Origin of the sequence: Spirosoma oryzicola (assembly GCF_021233055.1) — a bacterium.
Lineage (GTDB): Bacteria > Bacteroidota > Bacteroidia > Cytophagales > Spirosomataceae > Spirosoma > Spirosoma oryzicola.
Window position 1 is genome coordinate 159,721 of record NZ_CP089541.1, and the last position, 22,618, is coordinate 182,338.

Sequence of the window (22,618 nt, forward strand, 5' to 3'; positions counted from 1 at the left end):
AGTCTGTTCTGGCCCTTTCTCGTTAATTAAAATTGCTTACAGTCTACCGCCGTATACGGACATGGCAAGACCTCCATACGAGTGACCATCGTTTATATTTCCGTAAGCTGTTATACCAACACCAATCCATTTAAGGATTGCTACAAACCGTGCCCCAAGGGGTAAGCCGACGGCTGAATAGTTTGTTTTCTCGTATCTACTGATGGTAATAGCGGAGCAAGGCTGTGGGCGAATGAGCTAGATTTTGGCAGACGGCGCCTATGGTAAAAGTAAATTTGTTGGCGCATGACTCAGCGCAGTGGGTGACATGCCGAACTTTTTCTTGAAGGCATACGAGAAGTGAGAAATCGTTTCAAACCCCAGTTCGAGGTAAATAGCTGAGGGTTTTTGCTGTTTAGTTTCGATAAGGTATTTGGCTTCGCTCAGCCGCCTGTCCTGTAGCCAGTGACGGGGCGGAACACCAAAGGTTTTACCGAAATCACGTTTGAAAGCGGCCAGGCTGCGGCCAGTAAGCTGGGCGAACTTTTCAATGGGTACATTGAAATGAAAGTTACTAAGCATAAACTTCTCCAAATCAATTTTGTAAGGAGCAGAAAAATTGAACAGTAAGTCGCGAAGCTGGGGCAAAGCAAGCAAGAGTAATTTGACGCCCTCTTTCAACTTCAGAATACCCATCTCGTCGGTTAGGCTTGCTCCCGAGCTGCGAGCGTAGGGAACAATCGACTGAAAATAGCCTTGTAGGAATTCGTTGGTTGGGATTAAGGTATTGAGCAAACCAGTATACTTCTGGTTTGCTTCGAGCTTTTCTTCTAACGCAATCTTACGCAGCAGCTCCTCCTGCAACGATATGACAATAGTTTCATAGTTACCTCCGGGTGGCGGAACTTTGGTAAGCGTACCCAATTGGTTTTTGCTGATCAGCAGCATGTCTCCGCCGGTCATCGAAACGGTTTGCCCGGAGGTTTCTAGGATAAACTCGCCTGAAACCTGTAAAATCAAGGTGTGATGGTTCCATACACATACTTTCTCCCTTCGCTCCGCAGAGTGGTACGAATAAAAGATCACACCGGGTAGGATTTCGGCTGGACTGGTCATTTAGCGTTGTAAGTAAGTGCCGCCACGTATGGCACCGACAGCAAATGTAGCGTTTAACGTATTCATCTCTTCTGGGGTGAATTCAATAGCCATCGCTTCCATATTCTGGGGCAAGCGCGACCGACGGCTCATACTTACTAACGGCATAATATGGTCGCCTTGTTCCTTTACCCAGGCAATTGCCAGCTGGGTTGGCGTACAGCCTTTGCTGTTGGCTAGTTGCTTTAAGATGTCGACTTTTTCCAGATTATAAATCAAATTGTCTCCCTGAAAACGAGAGAAATGGTTTCGATAATCGTCTTGGGGCAGCGGGGCATTCAACTCACCGGTCAACAAGCCTTCCGCCGTATTAGCGAAGGCCACGACAGCAATGCCTAATTCCTTAGCGGCAGGCAGCAGATCATTCTCTATTTGACGATCCGCCAGCGAATAGCCGATCTCCAGCGCACTAATGGGATGAATGCGGTTGGCTTGGCGAAGTTGGTCAGCCGTAATTTCCGAAACGCCAATGGTACGCACTTTTCCTTCTTTGATCAAATCGGCAACCGTCCCAATAATGTCTTCCAGCGGTACGCTGTTATCCATTCGGCTAGGCTGGTAGAGATCAATGGTGTCAATTCCCAAGCGGGTCAGGGAATAGTTGATAAAGTTCTTGATCGCGACGGGGCGTAGATCCATCCCCAACCATTGACCGTTGTGAAAAATAGCCCCAAATTTTACGCTGATGAAGGCATCGTCGCGTCTTCCTTTGATGGCTTTGCCGATCAGCAGTTCGTTATGACCAGCTCCGTAGAAGTCGCCGGTGTTTAAAAAATTAATACCTCTGTCCAAGGCTTCATGGATGGTGGCAATGCTTTCGGTTTGGTCAGGAGTAGCCCCGCCCCAGATCGAAGACATCCGCATACAGCCTAAACCAAGTTTGGAAACGAGTGGTCCGTTTTGACCCAGTTGAATTTTTGCGATAGTTTTCATGCCACAAAGATCAATCTTTACAAAACGTGCTAGTTTCTTCTACGGCTCAGCTATTTTGCTTGTACGGCTCATCGAAGCTAGGGCAAGACCAGTGTTTGTGGGCAAATGAGATTGGTACAGACCAACTGTTATCTACATCGGAGCAGCGAATCAGCTGTCTTCGTCTTCGCCCTTTTTATTCTACACGGACTTTCTAACAAAGTGACTGCTAGAGCACAGTGGAAGGTTTGTTGAGGTCCGCAACTAAAACCATAGTCGATAAAACTAAAAAATAAAACGACATCGGTTATATTTAAGCAATGACTACTTTTCAGCTTATTGGAATCGCTGACGAAAACCGACAACGTCCATCTGAAAGCACGCTATTGGCTTTGCTATCTGGTGGACTCGACTATTTTTATGATCGCTCGGCTGCGGCTGAAACCTCACTGAAAAGCAGCACGAACGCTCGGTCACGTACGTTGCTAGCCGCTCCAAACCCTGGTGAAGTTCGCGCTCCGTTCCGCTGGCACCTGAAAGAAGCCGACCGAATGCGTTTGTTTGGCAACGAAGAGCCCCTTTCCGAAAAACCGTTTTCGACCAGTATTCATCAACTAAACGACTGGCCAACTCTAGCCGGTCAGGTTGAACTGGTTTTTTACAGTCCGATATTCCCAAGCATTAGCAAGCCCGGCTATGGTCCTTCGGTTCAGCTAGACAGGCTGGCCCAGCAGATTAAGCTCATCCGCGAACAGCACGGACATCGGGCTTTACCTCGCCTGATTGGCTTAGGTGGCATTAGCGCCAATAACGTACGGCTGGTCCATCAAGCGGGTTTCGACGGGGCTGCTCTGATGGGAGCGCTTTGGCAAAGCCCTAACCCCGTGGCTGCTCTCCAACAAATCAGGGCGTCAATCTACACCTAGCCGCCGAACAGCGTTCAGTCCACCCGCCAGATTCAGCACATTAGCGTAACCATGTTTTCTTAGAAACTGTACCGCCTGACGACTTCGTCCACCCAACTGACAATGGATTACAACCGGTCGGTCCGCCGGAACGCGTTCCGGGTGCTGATGTAAAGTTACCAAAGGAATCAGGGTACCGCCCAGGTTATCCCGCCTATATTCGTCAGCCTCGCGAACATCGATCAATAACGGAGCATCAGGACGGGCCATCCAGTCGAGGAGAGTTGCCGCGTCCAGTTCAGGAACGGAATCGACCACTTCGACCGGGCTGCAGACAGGCTGCTGATCGGGTAGCGACTGAATAATTTTGTTGTTGGGGTCGGCAGTCAATGAGAACGTATTGAACGAGCACGTCAGAGCGTTGAATGTCAGTAAGGTTCCGCTTAGCACGTCACCGATACTCGTGATGAGTTTGATGGCTTCAGCCGCCATCAGGCAGCCGGTAATGCCGGGTAATACCCCCAGCACCCCCACTTCTCCGCAGGCTTCCAGTTCACTTGGGTCCGGGTACAGGCAGCGGTAAGTGGGACCATCTCCATAATTGAAAACGCTAACCTGTCCTTCAAATTGGTAGATTGAGCCGAACACCAGCGGTTTATTCAGCAGCACGCAGGCGTCGTTGACTAGATAGCGGGTCGCAAAATTGTCGGAACCGTCGATCACCAAATCATACGCACCTAATGTTTTGAGGATATTAGTCTTATCCAGAAAAAAAGGGTATGCCACAACCTGAACGTGCGGATTCTGGCGATTCAGTAGCAGAGCGGCTACCTCAGCTTTGTTCTGCCCGACATGTTCCGGCGAAAAGAGAATCTGCCGTTGCAGGTTACTTTCGGCCACGCTGTCGCCGTCGATAACACCCAGCGTACCAACGCCAACAGCCGTCAGGTACTGCGCCACTGGGCATCCCAGCCCACCGGCCCCCACTAAGGCTACCCGCGAACGCTTGAGTTGCTGCTGACCGGTCAGGCCAACCTGGGGCAGTCGAATGTGTCGGTCGTACCGATTCAGTTCGGCTTCTGTCATAGCTGTACCAGTGTTTTATCCCAATCTTTCCAAACCGGCTCGTAGCCCTGCCGTCGGATCACCTCGGCCATCTCAGCGGGACTGCGTTCGTCGGAAATGGCGAACTGTTCGAGCGATTGCGGTTCTACCACGTAGCCCCCCGGATTGGTTTTTGATCCGGCGCTTAAGCTGGTAATTCCCAATTTCAGTACGTGATCGCGGAAGCGGGGCGTTTCGCGGGTGGAAAGCGATAACTCAACTTCTTCGTTGAACAGACGATAGGCACATATGAGCTGAACCAGATCACGGTCGCTCATGCACCGCTCGAAGGTTTTAGCCGTAATCATATCGTTTTCCAGCAGATCGATGGGACGCAGACGGGGGAAGGAAACGCTGTAGCGAGTTTGCCAATAAGTCCGTTCCAGGTGTTGCAGATGAGCCGCCGTAAAAAAGCTATCCGTACGCCAGTCTTCCAGCCCTAACAAAGCCCCCAGCCCGATGCGATGGATTCCCGCCCGGCCCAGTCGATCCGGTGTTTCAATCCGATACAAAAAATTTGATTTCTTACCCTTCGGATGGTGATTCCGGTACGTAGCCTGGTGGTACGTTTCCTGGTAGACCAGTACCGTGTTCAAACCTTCGCTGATTAGTTCCTCGTACTCTGGCTGGTCGAGTGGCTGTACTTCCATCGACACCTGAGCGAAATACTCACGTAGCAGCCGAATGGCGTTTTTCAAATACGGTACGCCGACGGTCTGGTTGGCTTCCCCCGTCACCAGCAGGATATGTTCGTAGCCCAACTGCTGTACAGCCTCAGCTTCTCGCCGGATTTCGTCGTCGGTTAGCGTCCGGCGCCGGATTTTGTTGTCCAGACTGAAAGCGCAGTAGGTACAAATATTCTGACACTCGTTCGAAAGGTACAGGGGAGCGTAAAGCTGGACAGTCCGGCCGAAACGTTGCTGGGTCAATTGATGACTAAGCTGCGCCATCGGTTCCAGGTACGCCTGAGCCGCCGGAGAAATCAGCGCCTTGAAATCGTCGAGTGTACGCCGGGACCGCGCCAGTGCCTGTTCAACCTGTTGGGGCGTGGTTGCGTAAATGTCGCGCAGAACGGTATTCCAGTCGTACCGATCGAACCAATTATTTTCGTTCCTCATTCGTCCAGGAAAGCGGTTAGTGGACTACTCGCCTGTGCGTAATCAATAGGTTGAGCAAGCCGGGCTTCGTACGCCAGTCGCCCGGCTTCAACGGCGAGCCGGAAGGCCGTGGCCATCCGAACCGGATTACCCGATACCGCCAGCGCCGTATTGACCAGAACGGCATCGGCTCCCAGTTCCATCGCTGCGGCTGCGTGCGACGGAGCGCCCAGCCCCGCATCAACAATCACCGGTACCCGGCTCTGCTCAATGATGATTTCCAGAAAATCCAACGTGCGCAACCCTTTATTAGAACCGATGGGTGCACCTAGGGGCATAACCGCAGTCACGCCCACATCTTCCAATCGTTTACAAAGCACAGGATCGGCGTGGACATAGGGAAGAATTACGAAACCCAATTTAACGAGTTCTTCGGCGGCTTTCAGCGTTTCGACGGGGTCGGGCAGCAGGTACTTCGGGTCGGGATGAATTTCTAGTTTCAGCCAGTTCGTTTCCAGCGCTTCACGGGCCATCTGTGCTGCAAAGACGGCTTCACGAGCCGTCCGAACTCCGGATGTATTGGGCAATAGCTGAATTGACGGGTGTGCCAGATGCGTTAGAAGATCGTCCTGGTGGTCGTGCGCGTCGATGCGTTTGAGCGCAACGGTAACGAGCTGGGTTCCTGACGCTAATAAGGTAGCCTCCATCTGCTCCGACGAGCTGAATTTGCCGGTTCCGGTAAACAGCCGGGACGTGAATGTCCGGTCCGCCAGCACCAGCGGTTGGGTTTCAGAAGCGTTCATCGACAAGAGGTTTAGATGTTTTGGGTAAAAAAGATTGACAGAACAAGCGGGCCTGACTAACAGGATTGGCTGAACTACTGATAGCTGAAGACACCGCGATTCCGTACAATCCCATTTCGCGCAGCGCCGGGACGTCGGCCAGCGTGATACCACCAATGGCAATAATGGGCGTCGTGATTCCTTCCCCCCGTAGTGCCGACAGGATGGTCTGATAACCGTTCAGTCCCAGAATTGGACTTAGTTTCTCTTTAGTACGCGTGAATCGAAACGGACCCAGTCCCACGTAGTTGGCACCGTGCCGCTCGTGTTGCCGAACGTGTTCTAGTGTATTGGCCGTACCGCCAAGGATAAACCCATCGCCCAGCAGCTTCCGGGCTTCGGCAACGGGCATATCGTCTTGTCCCAGATGCACACCGTCCGCGCCGGTTTCACCCGCCAGGTTCGGATTGTCGTTAATGATCAGTCGGGCGTTGAACGCACGGCAGACCGCCAGCGTGTCCTGAGCCAGGTGTTTCCAGTCGGCATACGACTGGTCTTTCACCCGAAGCTGAATCCAGTCGATACCCCCCTGGCAAGCCAGTTGAGCCTGCTCGGGGTTGGTAACGATATAGTGTAAGGGGCTAATGGTCATACGTACAGTTGATTACCCTGTTCGGTAAATTCTTTCGCTTTGGTCTGCATGGCCTGGGTCAGCACGTTTTCATCCGTTAGTCCGTTTTGCTCGGCGTAGTCGCGGACGTCCTGCGTGATTTTCATCGAACAGAAATTAGGTCCGCACATGGAGCAGAAATGGGCAGTCTTGGCCCCGTCGGCGGGAAGCGTTTCGTCGTGGTATTCACGGGCGGTGTCAGGGTCGAGGGAGAGGTTGAACTGGTCTTCCCACCGAAATTCGAAGCGGGCTTTGCTCAGTGCATTATCCCGGTACTGCGCGCCAGGATGCCCTTTGGCCAAATCCGCGGCATGGGCGGCAATCTTGTACGTAATTACCCCATCTTTCACGTCTTTTTTGTTCGGCAACCCCAGGTGTTCTTTGGGCGTTACGTAGCAAAGCATAGCCGTACCAAACCAGCCGATCATGGCCGCGCCAATGCCCGATGTGATGTGGTCGTAGCCGGGAGCAATGTCGGTAGTCAGCGGGCCGAGCGTATAGAACGGTGCTTCGTCGCATTCCCGCAACTGCTTGTCCATGTTCTCCTTAATCAGATGCATCGGAACGTGGCCCGGCCCTTCGATCATCACCTGCACATCATGCTTCCAGGCGATTTTGGTTAGTTCGCCCAGCGTTTCAAGCTCCGCGAACTGAGCGGCATCGTTGGCATCGGCAATAGAACCCGGACGCAATCCGTCGCCCAGCGAAAACGACACATCGTAGGCTTTCATGATGGCGCATATCTCCTCGAAATGGGTATAGAGAAAATTCTCCTGATGGTGCGCCAGACACCACTTGGCCATGATACTACCCCCGCGCGAGACAATCCCCGTTACGCGTCGGGCCGTTAGGGGAATGTAGCGCAGCAGCACCCCCGCGTGGATGGTAAAGTAATCGACACCCTGCTCCGCCTGTTCGATGAGCGTGTCTCGGAACAGCTCCCAGGTCAAGGCTTCGGCTTTACCGTTTACTTTTTCCAGCGCCTGGTAGATCGGCACGGTTCCAACCGGCACCGGGCAGTTGCGGATAATCCACTCGCGGGTTTCGTGAATATTCTTGCCGGTAGAAAGATCCATCAGCGTATCGCCCCCCCAACGGCAGCTCCACACGGCTTTTTCAACTTCTTCTTCGATACTCGACGATACCACCGAATTACCAATATTGGTGTTGATCTTGACCAGAAAATTGCGACCAATAATCATGGGTTCGCTTTCGGGGTGATTGATGTTGGTCGGGATGATGGCCCGCCCGGCGGCTACTTCCTGCCGCACAAACTCCGGTGTGATATGTCCCTTCGGTGTGTTGGCCCCAAAACTGTGACCCGGATGCTGGTGCAGCAACGCTGCCTGCGAGCCGGGTAACTGCTCGGTAATTAAGTCAATCCGTTGGTTTTCCCGAATGGCAATGTACTCCATCTCGGGCGTAATGATGCCTTTTCGCGCATAGTGCAACTGCGTCACGTTCTGACCCACGCGGGCTCGGTAAGGGTGCCGGATGTGGGCAAACCGCAGGGCGTTCAGCGATTCGTTAGCCAGTCGTAGATTGCAAAACTCCGACGAAAAAGCCGTCAGTTGCTCAACATCACCCCGATCCGTAATCCAGGATTCCCGCAGCCGGGGTAACCCCTGTTTCAGATCAATGGCTACATCGGGGTCGGTGTAGGGACCACTCGTATCGTAGACCGTAACCGGTGTGTTGGGCTGGCGGATTTTACCGGTGCCGACATACGACACGGTGTCGGACAGACTGATTTCGCGCATGGCTACCCGGATGTCGTGCATCTGGCCGGGCACGTAAATTTTGCGGGAGCCGGTCAATGGCTGGCGCGTAATGGACGGCTGCGAGGGCAGCGTCGGGCGGTTGGGGTTCGTGCTCATCCTCCCTGGGTTGCTTGTAAAATAGTGATGGTTTCGTTGCCAGATAGCGGATACTGATTCCAAAGAGTACGGGGAACAATAGCGTTGTTCACCGCTACGGCAATGCCTTTCTTTTGAGTTAGCTCCAACTGCGTCAGTAAGCTTCCAAGTGAAGCAGTAGGCGAAGTAGTAACGGACTGGTTGTTAACGGATACAGTCATAGTCGTACGTTTGAGGCTAAACGCAACGCCAGGGGCAACCGGAATCAGAAAGTAAGCGTAGAAATGAGTGCGAAAACCGAAGTGTGTCAGAAGCAACCACTGATGCGGCTTGCTTTAGGGACAAGTGCCGTGTTACACAAACACAGATGCCAATTGACAGACTAATGAAACGAGTCTAACCCGGTTTTATTCGCGCTTTTCCCTCCGCAGGTATTATCCTGTTCAGGTTCAAAGGGTGATCTCTCAGCCCGTCCGGGCACCCCTAAAGCTTCGCTGTTAAGCGGGGCAAATATATAAGATTTATATAATGTGAATCGCTATTCGGTTCTTTTTTTTTGAACAAAGACTATTTTGTATGACGTGGTTCCCTAACTATTTGGTATTATCATCAAGCTACGGCTTTTGTACAGGACGATACAGGAGATCCCGAAACTAACCTCGATTAGATCGGCCTATTGGCTTGGCTGGGGTAGTAGGAACAATAGGTTTGAAACGAAGAAGCTAACCCAAGAAATCCGTTTCTATGCGTACTATTTTCAATAAATAGCTTACCGCTTTACGCATGCGTGTGCTCGGGACAGTCTAACCGGAGCAGGTCTGCCTCCAAGGGAATTTTAAGTAAGCCACAGTAATGAATCTGTCCATCGTACTGGTAGTGTACACACGTTTTGCACATTCGCTGGACAGCAATCAGGCCGTGCTGGTGCAGCCCGTAAATAAGTGTAAACAAGCTTTCATAAAGCACCGTCTTCTGCCCCCCATCCATTTTACCAATCAACTGGCTAAGTCCATTGGCAAAACTACCCGTCTGTTCGACAATTTCCTGACCGGCGGTAGTTAACTGCAAACTATGGCTACGGCTGTCGAAAGGATCCACAACGCGTACCAATAATTCTTTTTGAACCAGCACCTTCACCGCATCACTGATGGTCGGTTTTGTCAAGTTAAACTCCTCTGCCAGATACCCTATGCGACACTTGGCTGGTTCGTGAAAGGCAAGAAACAGCAACACTTGTATTTGAATTGGACTTAGGCCGGTCATGCGGCTTTGCTGCCAGAGCAATGTCCGAAACACCTCGCCAATCCGCTCTAGCCCCGCCACAATTTTGGCATCAACCGAGCTATTTTGTTGGTTTACGTTAAATATGGAGTCACTCATTCAACTATCACAAGTTTCACAATAAGGCGCGTAGCCTTCAAAATTTGGCGCAAATTGTCCTCCGGCGCTGACCAGCTTAGATAAAGGAATTTGCTCTCCTGAAGAAAGACCAACCATCTGATTGGTTCCCTTCCCGCCAACATGCACAATAAGCGCATTCAACGTAATCAGTTCGTGAAACTCGGTAAAATATTGGACTTTTACATACTGCCGATGTTCAACAAGAGCGGTCAGATAGTCACTAAAAGATAACAAAGATGTTTCCATACAAATTAAGCTAAGTCAGTAAGCTGTTATTAAATCTACCCTATCCAAAAAAACGATGCGAATGGGGTCAATAACCAACAACCCCATTCGGCATTGATCGTTCTAGTTTCTTTCTACGGTATACGGTAACGACAAACTGCCTGATAACACTCCATATACAGCGTAAACTCCCAGCATAGGCTTATCAGCCGTTTCATGATGAGCCCCTGCTTCGCCGTGCGCGGGATGATGCATCTGCAAATAGCACGTAACAGCGTCAAAGCGGAAATCTGAGCGGTGATTGATCCGGTACGCTGGAATAGCCACCCGAATGGTTTGATCGGCAGTGACGACACCGTAACCCGGCGAATCGAAATAGAGTGGTACGCCCGGCGCTGTTTTGGGCAGCACTACCGCTTTGTCATCTCGGCGAAAAGCTTTTACACTCAATCCTCCAGGCACCCGCTTGTCTTCCTGCAAGACTACCCAGTGAGGATGCCAAACAATCCCGTCGTTGTCAAAGTTGCCGTCGTTATTTTCGTCCCAAAGTGGGGTATCATCCATGTCCGGATGCGAGGTAAGAGCCAGCGCTACAATGCCCTCGGTGGGTGAGAAACCGACATCCTGCGCTTTGAGTGTTGTTGGGAACACATAGGCCAGTACCGGAGCCCCTTGGGTACCCCCCACGGGCTTCGGTGTCGTACGACCAGCCTGACCGCTTACCTGCATACTCATAACGACCATATCCAGATCAGACTGGTAAACAGCCTTCGCCGACGTCAGCTTAAAGTCGGCATTATTATAAGAAGCTCCCGGCTGTTGTGTTTGGGCCAGCGTTGTACCTGACCAGGCGATCAGCATTAGTAGCAGTACTATTTGTGAATGGTTCATAACTTTTGTGCATTGGTTAATGGATAAAAAGGGATCTAGTCGGGTTAGCAGCCCTGCATTTCAATGATGTGAAAGCCCTGCTGGGCAATGCTGGTCTGCACCATCTCGTCGGCTTCTTCTATGTGACAGAAGCGGCATTCTTTAGCAGCCAGGGGTTGCCCGGCTTGTCCTTTCGTCGCCAAGTAGGTCTGCCCATACTCATGAATCGTTGCTTCACTCGTCAACGTAGATGGCACCAGAATGTCGAAGTGCATAATTGACCCGTCTGTACGGGTAACGTAAGTATCAAAAACGGAAACTTGCATGATTGGTAGGAATTAGCGTTGATTTATAATCTTCGTGATTGGTGTGAGAGCAGCTTCGGTTAGTGCTGCCCTATCCAGATCAGCCAGTGCTTTACTAGCTGGTCGTACTGGTGCGGTGATTGGACTTCTATTCGGGTAAGCTTTTACGGGCTGTGTTTTCTTGTCATCGTCAGATCGTTACATGTTCGACACAAATATAATTAGGAATCCTAACTATATTGAAAATGACTATATCTTCTTTTTCAATGCATGATTGATAAAATCTATTTATCAGGAAAGCTCGGCAGAAAAATGGCTAGAAGAGGCAACTGTTTTTTACCATTTGATTTGAAACAAGAAGATGCACTAAGATCTGTAACTACGGATTCGACCGCAATCTACTGATCATCACTATAACTACTCTAAAGCTTATTAGCCAATCCCTTTTGAGCTATTAAAAACTAAATTGATTTATTTCAATGATACTCCCGGTTCTCTATAGACTTTAACATAACTATCTGATTATCATTTTTATAGCATTTATTTGCAAAACTAAATTTACGTGTTCACCTTTGCCTATTCATCAACGCGGTTGCTTTGACAATGCTGCTAATAATCACAGATTGATTGCCAGCTAATCATCAGTCATCAGCACACTAACTCCCTTAACTCATGAACACAGTGCACTAAAGATAAGGTTTTCAAGTAGTGATTTTTAAACTACATAATCAATAGATCTTATAAAGTAATAAACCCTTATTTTTTAGCGGATCTACGTTCAAGCAAACCTAATTACAGACAATGATACAAGTGACTTATCATATCTCTGGCTTCGACCGGCTCAATTTTGTCAGCGACATTACCAATAGCGTTCCGCAGGATGAGTCCGTCTTTATCCGAACGCTCAACTTCGAGGCAGACGGCGTTTTAGCGAATGGTATCCTCACGATTCAAGTGCAGCAGAAAACGCAGCCCATCAGCAACCTGGCTCAACGTTTTTATGCGGTTCCGGGCGTCATTAGTCTGAGCGAGTCCACAGAACAAGTGCAATAACAACATAGATAGACCTACGGCAATAGGTCTTCTAGACGTGAACCCAGAACAGCGGCAACTGTTCCGGTCAACTTCATACGGCTCTGGTAAACGAAGCGTCGGACCGGCCTCTTTTTTCACATAACCAAACAATACAATGCAAAAACGTTTATTGGCAGACGTACTTTTTCTGCCTTTCCCCCAGAATTTACCGCTCCAGTTAATGGTATCTGGCAATCGAGATACCACTGATCATCGCGTCACCGATCCGCCTAGTCTGCCCGTGAAATCAACCTGTATTGGATAAGGTCCGCTTTGGCTGGAGTGAAACCCAGGGACTATTCCCGTGTGGCGACAAATTTTTAGCGCCAGACATTTTAAATAATCCCGACTCGCGGGTCTGACCAAACTCCACCGCCTTCGTTCGCAACTTTCTGGTACGCTGGAATTGCTGCGTCTATACGCCCCGAAGATCGCCATTGTAGTCGTCGATAAAGTTGATAAAAATTCATCGCAAGAGAGGGCATGCTGGCTAGTGACCAATGAATGCTGCGGTTCGCTGTAGCGCTTCTCGTGCATATACCCATCATCACATGAATAAATCTACTCCACAAGTTTTATCTACATTCATCGTCCACATCGCTTTATTGCTGATACTCTTTTCCACGCAGGTAATAGCCCAGAATCGGCTCCTCACCGGATCAGTTTCCAGCAAAGATGATAGTAAACCGCTTCCTGGTGCAAACATCATTGTTCAGGGAAGCAACATTGGTGCGCAAACCGATGCAGACGGAAAATTTTCGCTTCAAATACCACTGAACGCGACAAAACTGGTGGTTTCGTCCATCGGCTTTCTTAATCAGGAAATTTCTATTACCAACGCGGCTACGCTGGCAATCACGCTGTCGGCAGATACCCGTCAACTGAGCGAAGTGATCGTTACGGGCTACTCCAGCGAGAGTCGAAAAGCGTTTACGGGCTCAGCAGCTAAAATCAACGCGACTCAATTAGAAAATCGACCCGCCCAAAGTCTTGATCAGTTGCTGGGCGGACAGGCGGCAGGGGTCAATATTGTCCAGCCGAGCAGCGCCCTCAACAACACGCCTGTTTTCCGAATTCGAGGCATAAATTCCATTACGTCCTCGGTGTATCCACTTTTTATCGTTGATGGCGTTACGGTTTTTACTGGCTCCGCAGGCGGTTCGGTAGGAAATAATCCCTTGTCGGACATAAATCCGTCGGATATCGAAACGATTGATATTCTCAAAGATGCTTCTGCCACGGCGATTTACGGCTCACGAGCAGCCAATGGAGTCGTTGTAATCACGACGAAAAAAGGAAAAAAAGGGCGTACCAAAGTAAGCTATGATGGGTGGGTGAGTTTTAGCAAGCCTTTCAATCTACCAAAATTGTTAGCACCAGCGGACTACGTTGCGATAAAAAACGAAGCGCGGGTAAACGCCGGCCTATCTCCTGGTTTTGTGTTGGGTAAAAATGCCGACGGTAGTGAAATCGGGACTAACTGGTATGATGTAGCGTATCAGACGGGTGTTTCTCAAAATCACACCATCAGCATTTCGGGTGCCAATGACGCGACCAGTTATTTTCTGTCGCTTAATCATTCCGATCAGAACGGTATTCTCCGCACGAACACGTTCAAGCGCGATGCCGCCCGTGTCAACCTAGAACATACACTGACAAAAGGGATTCGAATCGGTACGAATCTTACATACAGTAAGTCCAGCAACGCGGGTCCTAACTCGGGAGCGATTGGGCCTAACTCCATTGCGTCATCGTCGGGGAATAGTGTCAATACGCAGTACATTGGTTTACAGCCACTTGCCCGAATGACGTATATTCTTCCGCCCAATGTCCCTGTCTACAATGTCAACGGTACGTACAATATCAACACGGCGAATGGTAATATCGGATACGGCCCGAACAGCTCGGCACTCGGTGTTTTTAACGCGTATAACCTGCAAACCATTTTAGATCTGGACAAAAATACATCCGACAACAATACGCTGATCGGCAGCGTGTTTGCAGAAATTGAACTACTAAAGGATCTGAAACTAAAGACCGTTTACGGCCTCGACAACTATGTGGTCGAAAACAAGGAATTCAGAAATCCGTACAGTGGAGATGGCTTCTCGACGAATGGTGTAGCGTCCAATTCCAACACGACTTATTACCGCTCTAACTGGACAAACACGCTTTCCTACGGCACAACCTTTCGGGAAGACCATAATTTGCGAGTACTGATTGGGCATGAAGAAATTTACCGCAAAGTGGATGGATGGGGGGCTACACGAACCGGTCTGGCCGATCCGTTCTACACCAATTATCAGGGCGGTTTCACGACGATTACGCCAGCCGCAACTGTCTACGCTGAAAATGGAATACGTTCTTTTTTCAGCAACGTGAACTACGATTACAAGCGCAAATACCTGTTTAGTTTCAACTTCCGTCGGGATGGGCTGTCCGCGTTGGCAGCGGGCAATAAATGGGGGAATTTTGGCGGAGGTTCCGTGGGCTGGAACCTGTCGGAAGAATTCTTTTACAAGCAAGCATCTCTGTCTCGGATACTGAACGATGTCAAAATCCGGGCCAGCTACGGTATTGTCGGCAACAGCAGCCTAAACGATTACGCAGCGCTGTCGCAGTTTAGCTCCGGCACCTACGCGGGGGTAGCCAGCCTGTTTTTCGGGCAAGCGGGTAACCCGGAGTTGCAGTGGGAAACAAGCAAAAAAATAGACATTGGCTTAAACCTGGGGCTTTGGAATAACCGCGTTACGCTGGAAGCGGATTACTACAAAAATACCATCGACGGGTTGATCCTAAACGCTCCTCAACCCTCTTCCAAAGGGATTCCTGGTAACTCGATTGCCGCCAACGTGGGATCGCTGTACAATCAGGGAATCGAGCTGGGGATCTCCGCTACCCTGCTTAACAAAGGAAAACTTGGTTGGAACGCCAATGTCAACATTGCCACTCTCGAAAACAAGGTTACTTCCTTGGGTACCGGGGGCGACATCTACCCGACGAACCTGAGCACATTTGGTATTCAGAACATTACGCGGGTTGGCTATTCTGTTGGCTCAATTTTCGCCGTACCGACTGCGGGGATCAACCCTACCAACGGCAACAAGCTGTATATCAACCGAAACAACGAGACGGTTCAGTACAATGCTGTTACCAAAAGCTTCTCGTATCTAGACGGTGGCCCCGCGCCGGTCATTGACAACTACGCAGACGGACGGATTCAAGGTCCATCCTTACCGACGTATTACGGGGGCTTCAATAACAACCTGACGTACGGTCCGTTCGATTTGACCATTGGCCTTATTTTCTCAGGCGGCAACAAACTATACAACGGGACCCGGGCTACGCTATCTGATCAGCGGTATTTCAACAACGGCACCTTTATCCTGGATCGCTGGACTACGCCCGGCCAGGTAACCGACATTCCGAAACTGGTTTGGGGGGACAGCTTCACGGGCGGCTTCTCATCGGCCAACGCTACAAACGTTGAAGATGGCTCGTTTATCAAGCTCAAAAATGTTGCGCTGGGCTACCGTGTTCCCGTCGAACGCCTTGGTATTAATAAAGTCATTTCGTCGGCGCGGGCTTACGTTCAGGCGGCCAACGTGTTCACCATGACAAAATACACCGGCTCCGATCCCGAAGTATCCATCAACGGTAACTCGATCAATTCGGGCAAAGACCAGAATGTTCCGGTCAACGCATCTGTCTACACTATTGGCGTAAACATTGGCTTCTAAATCCGTAACACACTTATTGTCATGCTACTCCACAAAAAATTTACCCGCATTTTCAGTCAGTCCTTAACCGTATCGGCTCTTTCGGTATTGCTGTTTTCTGCCTGCCGCAAAGACATTCTGGATGCGGTTCCCGTGACCAGCATATCCAACGAATCGGCCTACAGTACGCCCGCTAAAATTCTAGCCCAGGTCAACGGCATCTATGCCCAGTTCGGCAGCGCATCGTATTACGGAGGACGGTTCATTGTTTTCAACGAACAGCGCGGCAATGAATTCAGCCAGAACGACGGAAATAACTCCACGGGAGCCAACGTCTGGAATCAGTCCATCTCAGCTTCAGGGGATTTTGTTAATGCGGTCTGGACCGCTGCGTACCGGACCATCAACTCTTCGAATCTGCTGATTGAAACGTTAGCTACGTCAACCGTTGTCCCAGACTCAGTCCGCAAAGGGTACATTGCCGAAGCCAAATTTTTACGGGCTTTCAGTTATCTGAGCCTAGTACAAACCTACGCTAAACCGTTTGCGCAGAATAGCACCAGTCCGGCCTTACCGCTACGGTTAAAAGCCGAAACCTCAAGCAATAACAATGACTTGGCGTTCAGTAGTGTAGCGGACATCTACGGACAAATTATCAAAGACTTGAACGAGGCCGAAGCCGATTTGCCAACCGCGTATTCAACGGCGATTTTAAACGCGTCCAGGGCACACAAAGCGTCAGCTATTGCACTAAAAACCCGAGCCTACTTGATCAAAGGCGATTATGCAGGTGTCGTGACGGAAGCAGCTAAATTAGTGTCTGCGTCAACTCCGTTTCAATATTCCGCTGGAACGGTGACGCATCGGTTAGAGACTAATGTAGCAACGGTATTTGGCGGCTCTTATCTGGGTAACGAAGCAATCTTTTCCATTCCGTTTGTCAATCCAGCGGAAGCGCCTGACCTACAAAGCGCACTGGCGGCCAACTACCTGACGCCGGTTATTTATCTGAATCCAACGGGTATTGTGTCTGACCCGGTTTTTTCGTCAGCTACGTCGGCAGATGCCCGAAAAAACTTGCTTGCTACAAACGCAACGGGGCAAAAGCTACTGAAAAAGTTTTCTAAAAATTCCGCGCCCTATACGGACTTTATTCCTGTGATCCGCTACGCCGAAGTACTGCTCAACTACGCGGAGGCCGCAGCGCAAACGGGCGATCTGAACAAGGCAACCGCCCTGCTTAGAGCCGTTCGTAATCGATCCGACGCAGGTTTTACGTTTACAACGGGGATCGGATCGAAAGACGAGTTGGTCAGCACCGTACTGAACGAACGCCGGATCGAATTACTGGGAGAAGGCTTCCGAACCTCCGATCTGCTCCGACGTGTACAACCGCTTCCTGCCAAGACGGGCAATGCTGGTACAGCTCCGGAAGTAGCGCCAACGGCTGGCAATTACGTATGGGCGATCCCCAGTGGTGAACTCGCTTACAACACATTAGCGCCCCGCTGATCAGACGCAAACATTACGCCGATTTTTTATCATCTGCCTGGCTGCACCGGCCAGTGGCCTGACCAAATACTCCATTCAATCCTATGAAACGTACAACGTTTATTCCACTTTTCCTTGCTCTTCCTTTGCTGACGTTAGGCAAAGGTCCCGGCGATGGATCAAAACCCGCCAAAGAAAGCGCGGATAAGATTTTTGTCAATGGTACCATCATTACCGTTGATGCAAAAAATTCGACGGCGCAGGCGGTAGCTGTAAAAGCCGGAAAAGTCCTGGCGGTTGGTTCCATTCGTGATATCAACAAACTCAGAGATGCGGGTACAGTCGTCGTTGACCTCGGCGGTAAAACCGTTATTCCGGGCTTTATCGATGGTCACAGTCATTTCATGAGTCTTGAATGGACACAAACAGCCAATGTAGCAGCCCCACCTGTGGGTACGGTTAAAACCATCGCCGATATTGTTAGCGAGCTAAAAAAATACAAAGCCGAAAAAAACATCCCCGACGGGGCCTGGATTCGGGGATTTGGCTATGATGTGGACCAACTAGCCGAGAAACGTCACCCAATCAAAGAAGATTTAGACGGAGCTTTTCCCAACAACCCGGTTGTCATTACGCACGTGTCCGGGCATATGTCGGTCGCCAATTCGGCTGCGTTGAAAGCGTCGGGTATAGATAGCACCACCAAAGATCCTGCCGGGGGAATTATTGTTCGGAAAGACGGCTCCAATGAACCGGCGGGCTTGCTCCAGGAGAAGGCGCAGTACAGCGTCCGGCTGAAAAACGCCAACGCAACGCCTTCGTTGGATGATCAGTTAAAGGTTCTTCACGATCAGCAGCTTTACTACGCCAGTCAGGGAATTACGACTGCACAGGATGGCAGCACAAGTTTCGAATCGCTGCAACTGCTCAAGCAAGCTGCGAATAAAGGGAAGTTGTTTATCGATATTGAAACGTTACCCTCCTACGGTATTATCGATAAAGTGTTAGGCAACCCTGATTTCACGTACGGCACGTTGACCAATCACTTAAAACTTAACGGCTTCAAGTTTATGTCCGATGGGTCGCCCCAGGGCAAAACAGCCTTTTTTGGCCAACCGTATTTAACCAAAGTACCGGGCTGTGACGCGGAAGTCTGTCGGGGCTTTCCCGTAACGTCGCAGGAGCAGTTTAACGAAGCCGTGCTAAAGGGTTTTAAAAACAACATTCAAACGTACGTCCACTGCAACGGTGATGCCGCCATCGACATGTACATCGAAGCGGTTGAAAACGCTAACCGGGTGTTAGGAACTACCAGCACCAACCGTCGCCCTGTAGTAATTCATTCGCAGTTTGTTCGGCCCGACCAGCTCGATAAGTACAAGCAGTTGGGCATGTTGCCCGCCTGCTTCACCAACCACACGTTTTTCTGGGGCGATGTTCACGTACAGAATCTGGGCGAAAAACGCGCTTTCTTTTCGAGTCCACTGAAAACGGCGCTTAAAAAAGGGATCATTGCGACGAACCATACCGATTTCCCCGTAACGCCGGTCAACCAACTGTTTTTGTTGTGGTCATCTGTCAACCGGCAATCGCGCTTGGGACGAACGATTGGCCCCGACGAGCGATTGACGCCCATCGAAGGCTTACGAGCCGTAACGATCAACGGAGCGTATGAATATTTCGAAGAAAAAACCAAAGGCTCGATTGAACCCGGCAAGCTGGCCGATCTCGTGGTTCTTTCCGATAATCCGCTAACCATCGACCCGCTGAAAATCAAAGACATTGTGGTGTTGGAGACAATCAAGGAAGGAAGCACGATTTACAAGCGATAACTCCGGCGATACGCGTCGCTTATTCATGACTTTGTTAACCTGCAAGTAAAAATGACCTTAGCAAAAATTACCACCGTACCTATTCGTACTACGCAACGTGTGGCGGAAGTAGCCTGGTTTGACGATATCATTGGGGGAGATACTGAGTATCTGGGTGTGCTGGACAACACCCGCCGAAGCAGCTTTGCCCATTGCAAAGACATCGCGCTGGGAGCCGAGAAGCTAGGCTTCAGTACCATTTTATTTCCGACTGCCTACACCGTCGGGCAAGATCCGCTAACTTTTGCCGCCGGTATTGCTCCGCTGACCAGTGCTATAAATTTATTGGTAGCCATCCGTACCGGCGAGTTTCATCCACCCATGCTGGCTCGGGCACTGGCTTCGCTTGACCACATGCTCAACGGACGATTGATCTTAAATATTATCAATTCCGACCTTCCCGGCTTGCGCGAAGATCCGGTTCTTCGGTACCAGCGGTGCGCCGAAACCATCGAAATCCTGAAACAGGCCTGGACAAAGGATCGGATCAACCATCGGGGTAAATTATACCAGTTCGATTTACCCGCTGATCCCGTAAAACCTTACCAGCAGAACGGTGGACCACTGCTTTATTTTGGTGGCACCTCCGATGGCTCACGCGATGTGTGCGCGCGGTATTGCGATGTTTTTCTGACCTGGCCCGAGTCGGAAGAAAGTATGTACGCAACGCTTCAGGACATGACAGCACGGGCAGCACGCTACGGTCGAAAAATTGATTTCGGTTTACGTATTCACGTCATCGTTCGGGAAACAGAAGCCGAAGCGCGGGCGTATGCCCGACGCCTGATGTCAAAATTTGACGAACAGCGAGGAGCCGAAATCCGGGCGCGGGGCGAAGATTCCCGGTCACTGGGCGTACTCCGACAGGATCAGTTGCGCGAAACCGCCAACATTGACGGTTACGTTGAAGACATTCTCTGGACCCACATCGGAAAGGTGTTTTCGGGTTGCGGGGGCGGTTTGGTTGGGAGTGCCGATCAGGTCGTTGCCAAGCTTAACCGGTACATCGATATGGGGTTTCGCTCGTTTATTTTCTCGGGTTTTCCGCTTCTTGAGGAGGCAAACTACTTCGCCAAACTGGTCCTCCCCCGCCTGCCGAATGTATCGATGCCTGCCTTACAGGGCCGCATTGCAGCAGACGCCCCTGTTACCCCACTGACAACGGCTGAACTGGTATGACAACAACGACCCTTGAAAAAGAGCCTGTGGTGATGAAACGGGAAATCGGTCTGCTCGACGCGACGCTACTCGCAGCAGGCGGCATGATCGGTTCCGGAATCTTTATCGTCAGTGCCGATGTCATACGGAACGTTGGTTCGGCGGGATGGCTTATTGCCGTATGGATCATTGGGGGTTTCATGACCCTCATAGCAGCCGTTAGCTACGGCGAACTTAGCGGTATGTATCCCAAGGCAGGAGGCCAGTACGTATACCTCAAAGAAGCGTATAATCCGCTGATTGCTTTCCTGTACGGCTGGAGCTTATTTGCTGTTATTCAGACGGGAACCATTGCTGCGGTAGGCGTTTCGTTTTTTAAGTTCCTGGCTTATTTTGTACCCGCTGTTAGTGAAGACGTTGTTTTGTTTTCGCTCGGACAATTTCATATTTCGCCCGCCCAGCTTCTGGCGATTGGGGTAATTTTTTTGCTGACCTATATCAATACCAAAGGTGTAAAAGGTGGAAAAATCATCCAGACAACATTTACCGCCACCAAAGTACTGAGCATTATTGGTTTAATTGGATTTGGGCTGTTCTACCTAAAACCAGATGTCTGGGCAAGCAACTGGACCAATGCCTGGCACTTACAACGGCTCGGGCGTGATGGCTCGGTTGATATGTATCTGGGTATCCCAGCCCTTGGTGGCGCTATCGCGGCTGCCCTGACCGGTACCGTGGTTAGTTATGATGCCTGGAACAATGTGACGTTCGTAGCGGGTGAAATCAAAAATCCACGCCGAAATATTGGCCTGAGTTTACTGCTGGGCACATTGTTGGTCACTGTACTGTACGTATCGCTCAACGTCATGTTTACGGCTGTGTTACCACTGTCCGACATTGCCGGTGCCGAAAAAGACCGGGTGGGTATTACGGCGGCCCAGGCGATTTTTGGTCAGGCCGGTACCGCTGTCATCGCTATCACCATCCTGATTGCTACGTTTGGCTGTAACAATGGCCTGATTCTGGCCGGAGCAAGGGTCTATTACAGCATGGCTAAAGACGGTTTATTCTTTCAGAAAACGGCTCACCTGAACAAACACGCCGTTCCCGAATTCGCCTTGTGGATTCAGGCTGTTGTCGCTTCGTTATTGTGTTTAAGTGGTCGCTACGGCGATTTGCTGGATATGATCTCGTTTGTTGTCGTCTTGTTCTACATTCTGACGATCTGGGGAATATTTATACTGCGCCGGAAACAACCCCACATCGAACGGTCGTACAAGGCGTTTGGCTACCCGGTTTTGCCGGCGTTATACATTCTGATGGGTAGCTTATTCTGTGGCCTACTGATCATTTACAAACCAACCTATACCTGGCCGGGGCTTCTCATTGCGCTTCTTGGTGTGCCAATCTATTATTGGTTGGTCAGGCAAAATCACGTAGAAATTAATGAACGTACACCCTTATAGTGTCTGGCTGGCAGGCGTCTTCGCGCTGCTGACTTTAGACAGTTGTTTTCAGGCAAACGGGCAAGACCACCTCTCCCATCCGGTCGTCATTACTGATACACTACCGACTCGCTTTGGCATCGGGCGACTAGCCACAGCAGCCGAAATTGCACGGCTTGATATCGATGTGCGTCCTAACGGAAAAGGCTTACCCGCCGGACAAGGGAATTCCGCCACGGGCAAACAAATTTTCGCCACCAAATGCGCAGCCTGTCACGGAACCGGGGGCGTAGGGGGTCCAAATGGCTCACTGGTCACGTCGACCAATCCGGACCGGAAACGACCCGAGAAAACCATCGGAAATTATTGGCCGTATGCCACAACCGTATTTGATTACATCCGTAGGGCGATGCCATTTAGCCAGCCGGGTTCGCTCACCAACGAAGAGGTTTACCACCTGACAGCCTATTTGCTACAGGCGAATGGCATTATCGACGAAAAAGCCGTCATCAACGCGCAAACGCTTCCTCGTGTGGTCATGCCCGCTCAGAAGCTGTTCGTCCCCGACAACCGCAAAGGTGGGCCAGAAATAAAGTAAA

Annotated in this window: 20 protein-coding genes and 1 riboswitch; of the genes, 8 read left to right on the forward strand and 12 right to left on the reverse strand. The window is 50.4% G+C overall.

Annotation, left to right across the window (positions count from 1 at the left end; all coding sequences use genetic code 11):
- Positions 1–258 precede the first annotated feature (258 nt).
- Both LQ777_RS26895 and LQ777_RS26900 read right to left on the reverse strand, forming a co-directional pair.
- Positions 259–1,095, reverse strand: coding sequence for a helix-turn-helix domain-containing protein (locus tag LQ777_RS26895; protein WP_232563369.1), 837 nt, complete (start codon positions 1,093–1,095; stop codon positions 259–261).
- On the reverse strand, positions 1,096–2,067 hold the full coding sequence (locus tag LQ777_RS26900; protein ID WP_232563370.1) for an aldo/keto reductase: 972 nt from the start codon (positions 2,065–2,067) through the stop codon (positions 1,096–1,098).
- 299 nt (positions 2,068–2,366) lie between these two features.
- Here LQ777_RS26900 and LQ777_RS26905 point away from each other — a divergent pair, with 299 nt between their 5' ends.
- A complete protein-coding gene (locus LQ777_RS26905; protein ID WP_232563371.1) occupies positions 2,367–2,972 on the forward strand; it encodes a thiamine phosphate synthase in 606 nt (201 codons plus the stop codon).
- Here the strand turns inward: LQ777_RS26905 and moeB are convergent.
- From moeB to LQ777_RS26955, 10 genes are all read right to left on the reverse strand, one after another.
- Positions 2,958–4,037, reverse strand: coding sequence for a HesA/MoeB/ThiF family protein (gene moeB / locus LQ777_RS26910; RefSeq protein ID WP_232563372.1), 1,080 nt, complete (start codon positions 4,035–4,037; stop codon positions 2,958–2,960). The two genes, LQ777_RS26905 and moeB, sit on opposite strands and share 15 nt — an antisense overlap.
- A complete protein-coding gene (gene thiH, locus LQ777_RS26915) occupies positions 4,034–5,173 on the reverse strand; it encodes a 2-iminoacetate synthase ThiH (RefSeq protein ID WP_232563373.1) in 1,140 nt (379 codons plus the stop codon). Before thiH ends, moeB begins: the two co-directional genes overlap by 4 nt.
- Positions 5,170–5,955: a thiazole synthase gene (locus LQ777_RS26920; RefSeq protein WP_232563374.1), complete on the reverse strand. Its 786-nt coding sequence runs from the start codon at positions 5,953–5,955 to the stop codon at positions 5,170–5,172. The genes thiH and LQ777_RS26920 overlap by 4 nt, the downstream gene beginning before the upstream one ends.
- On the reverse strand, positions 5,942–6,586 hold the full coding sequence (locus tag LQ777_RS26925) for a thiamine phosphate synthase (RefSeq protein ID WP_232563375.1): 645 nt from the start codon (positions 6,584–6,586) through the stop codon (positions 5,942–5,944). Before LQ777_RS26925 ends, LQ777_RS26920 begins: the two co-directional genes overlap by 14 nt.
- Positions 6,583–8,481 carry a phosphomethylpyrimidine synthase ThiC gene (thiC, locus tag LQ777_RS26930; protein WP_232563376.1) on the reverse strand — a complete coding sequence of 633 codons (1,899 nt, stop codon included), beginning with the start codon at positions 8,479–8,481 and terminating at the stop codon, positions 6,583–6,585. The genes LQ777_RS26925 and thiC overlap by 4 nt, the downstream gene beginning before the upstream one ends.
- Positions 8,478–8,681 (reverse strand): sulfur carrier protein ThiS, encoded by a 204-nt coding sequence (thiS, locus tag LQ777_RS26935; protein WP_232563377.1) that lies wholly within the window; start codon positions 8,679–8,681, stop codon positions 8,478–8,480. The genes thiC and thiS overlap by 4 nt, the downstream gene beginning before the upstream one ends.
- A gap of 182 nt (positions 8,682–8,863) precedes the next feature.
- A riboswitch (TPP riboswitch) is annotated at positions 8,864–8,955 on the reverse strand.
- A 282-nt stretch (positions 8,956–9,237) separates the two neighbouring features.
- Positions 9,238–9,840, reverse strand: a complete 603-nt coding sequence (locus tag LQ777_RS26940) for a MarR family winged helix-turn-helix transcriptional regulator (protein ID WP_232563378.1) — start codon at positions 9,838–9,840, stop codon at positions 9,238–9,240.
- Complete coding sequence (locus tag LQ777_RS26945; RefSeq protein WP_232563379.1) at positions 9,841–10,107, reverse strand: hypothetical protein; 267 nt, start codon at positions 10,105–10,107, stop codon at positions 9,841–9,843.
- A gap of 102 nt (positions 10,108–10,209) precedes the next feature.
- Complete coding sequence (locus LQ777_RS26950; protein WP_232563380.1) at positions 10,210–10,977, reverse strand: hypothetical protein; 768 nt, start codon at positions 10,975–10,977, stop codon at positions 10,210–10,212.
- A 44-nt stretch (positions 10,978–11,021) separates the two neighbouring features.
- On the reverse strand, positions 11,022–11,282 hold the full coding sequence (locus LQ777_RS26955; protein ID WP_232563381.1) for a DUF2024 family protein: 261 nt from the start codon (positions 11,280–11,282) through the stop codon (positions 11,022–11,024).
- A gap of 780 nt (positions 11,283–12,062) precedes the next feature.
- On the opposite strand from LQ777_RS26955, the gene LQ777_RS26960 reads away from it, so the two are divergent.
- From LQ777_RS26960 to LQ777_RS26990, 7 genes are all read left to right on the forward strand, one after another.
- On the forward strand, positions 12,063–12,314 hold the full coding sequence (locus tag LQ777_RS26960; protein ID WP_232563382.1) for a hypothetical protein: 252 nt from the start codon (positions 12,063–12,065) through the stop codon (positions 12,312–12,314).
- A 572-nt stretch (positions 12,315–12,886) separates the two neighbouring features.
- Entirely contained in the window at positions 12,887–16,075 is a 3,189-nt protein-coding gene (locus LQ777_RS26965) for a SusC/RagA family TonB-linked outer membrane protein (RefSeq protein ID WP_232563383.1), read from the forward strand.
- Positions 16,076–16,096: 21 nt separating this feature from the next.
- On the forward strand, positions 16,097–17,566 hold the full coding sequence (locus LQ777_RS26970; RefSeq protein WP_232563384.1) for a RagB/SusD family nutrient uptake outer membrane protein: 1,470 nt from the start codon (positions 16,097–16,099) through the stop codon (positions 17,564–17,566).
- Between the two features lie 83 nt (positions 17,567–17,649).
- Complete coding sequence (locus LQ777_RS26975; protein WP_232563385.1) at positions 17,650–19,377, forward strand: amidohydrolase; 1,728 nt, start codon at positions 17,650–17,652, stop codon at positions 19,375–19,377.
- A 51-nt stretch (positions 19,378–19,428) separates the two neighbouring features.
- Positions 19,429–20,595: an LLM class flavin-dependent oxidoreductase gene (locus tag LQ777_RS26980; protein WP_232563386.1), complete on the forward strand. Its 1,167-nt coding sequence runs from the start codon at positions 19,429–19,431 to the stop codon at positions 20,593–20,595.
- Positions 20,592–22,040, forward strand: a complete 1,449-nt coding sequence (locus LQ777_RS26985) for an APC family permease (protein WP_232563387.1) — start codon at positions 20,592–20,594, stop codon at positions 22,038–22,040. Before LQ777_RS26980 ends, LQ777_RS26985 begins: the two co-directional genes overlap by 4 nt.
- Complete coding sequence (locus LQ777_RS26990; protein WP_232563388.1) at positions 22,021–22,617, forward strand: c-type cytochrome; 597 nt, start codon at positions 22,021–22,023, stop codon at positions 22,615–22,617. The genes LQ777_RS26985 and LQ777_RS26990 overlap by 20 nt, the downstream gene beginning before the upstream one ends.
- Position 22,618 lies beyond the last annotated feature (1 nt).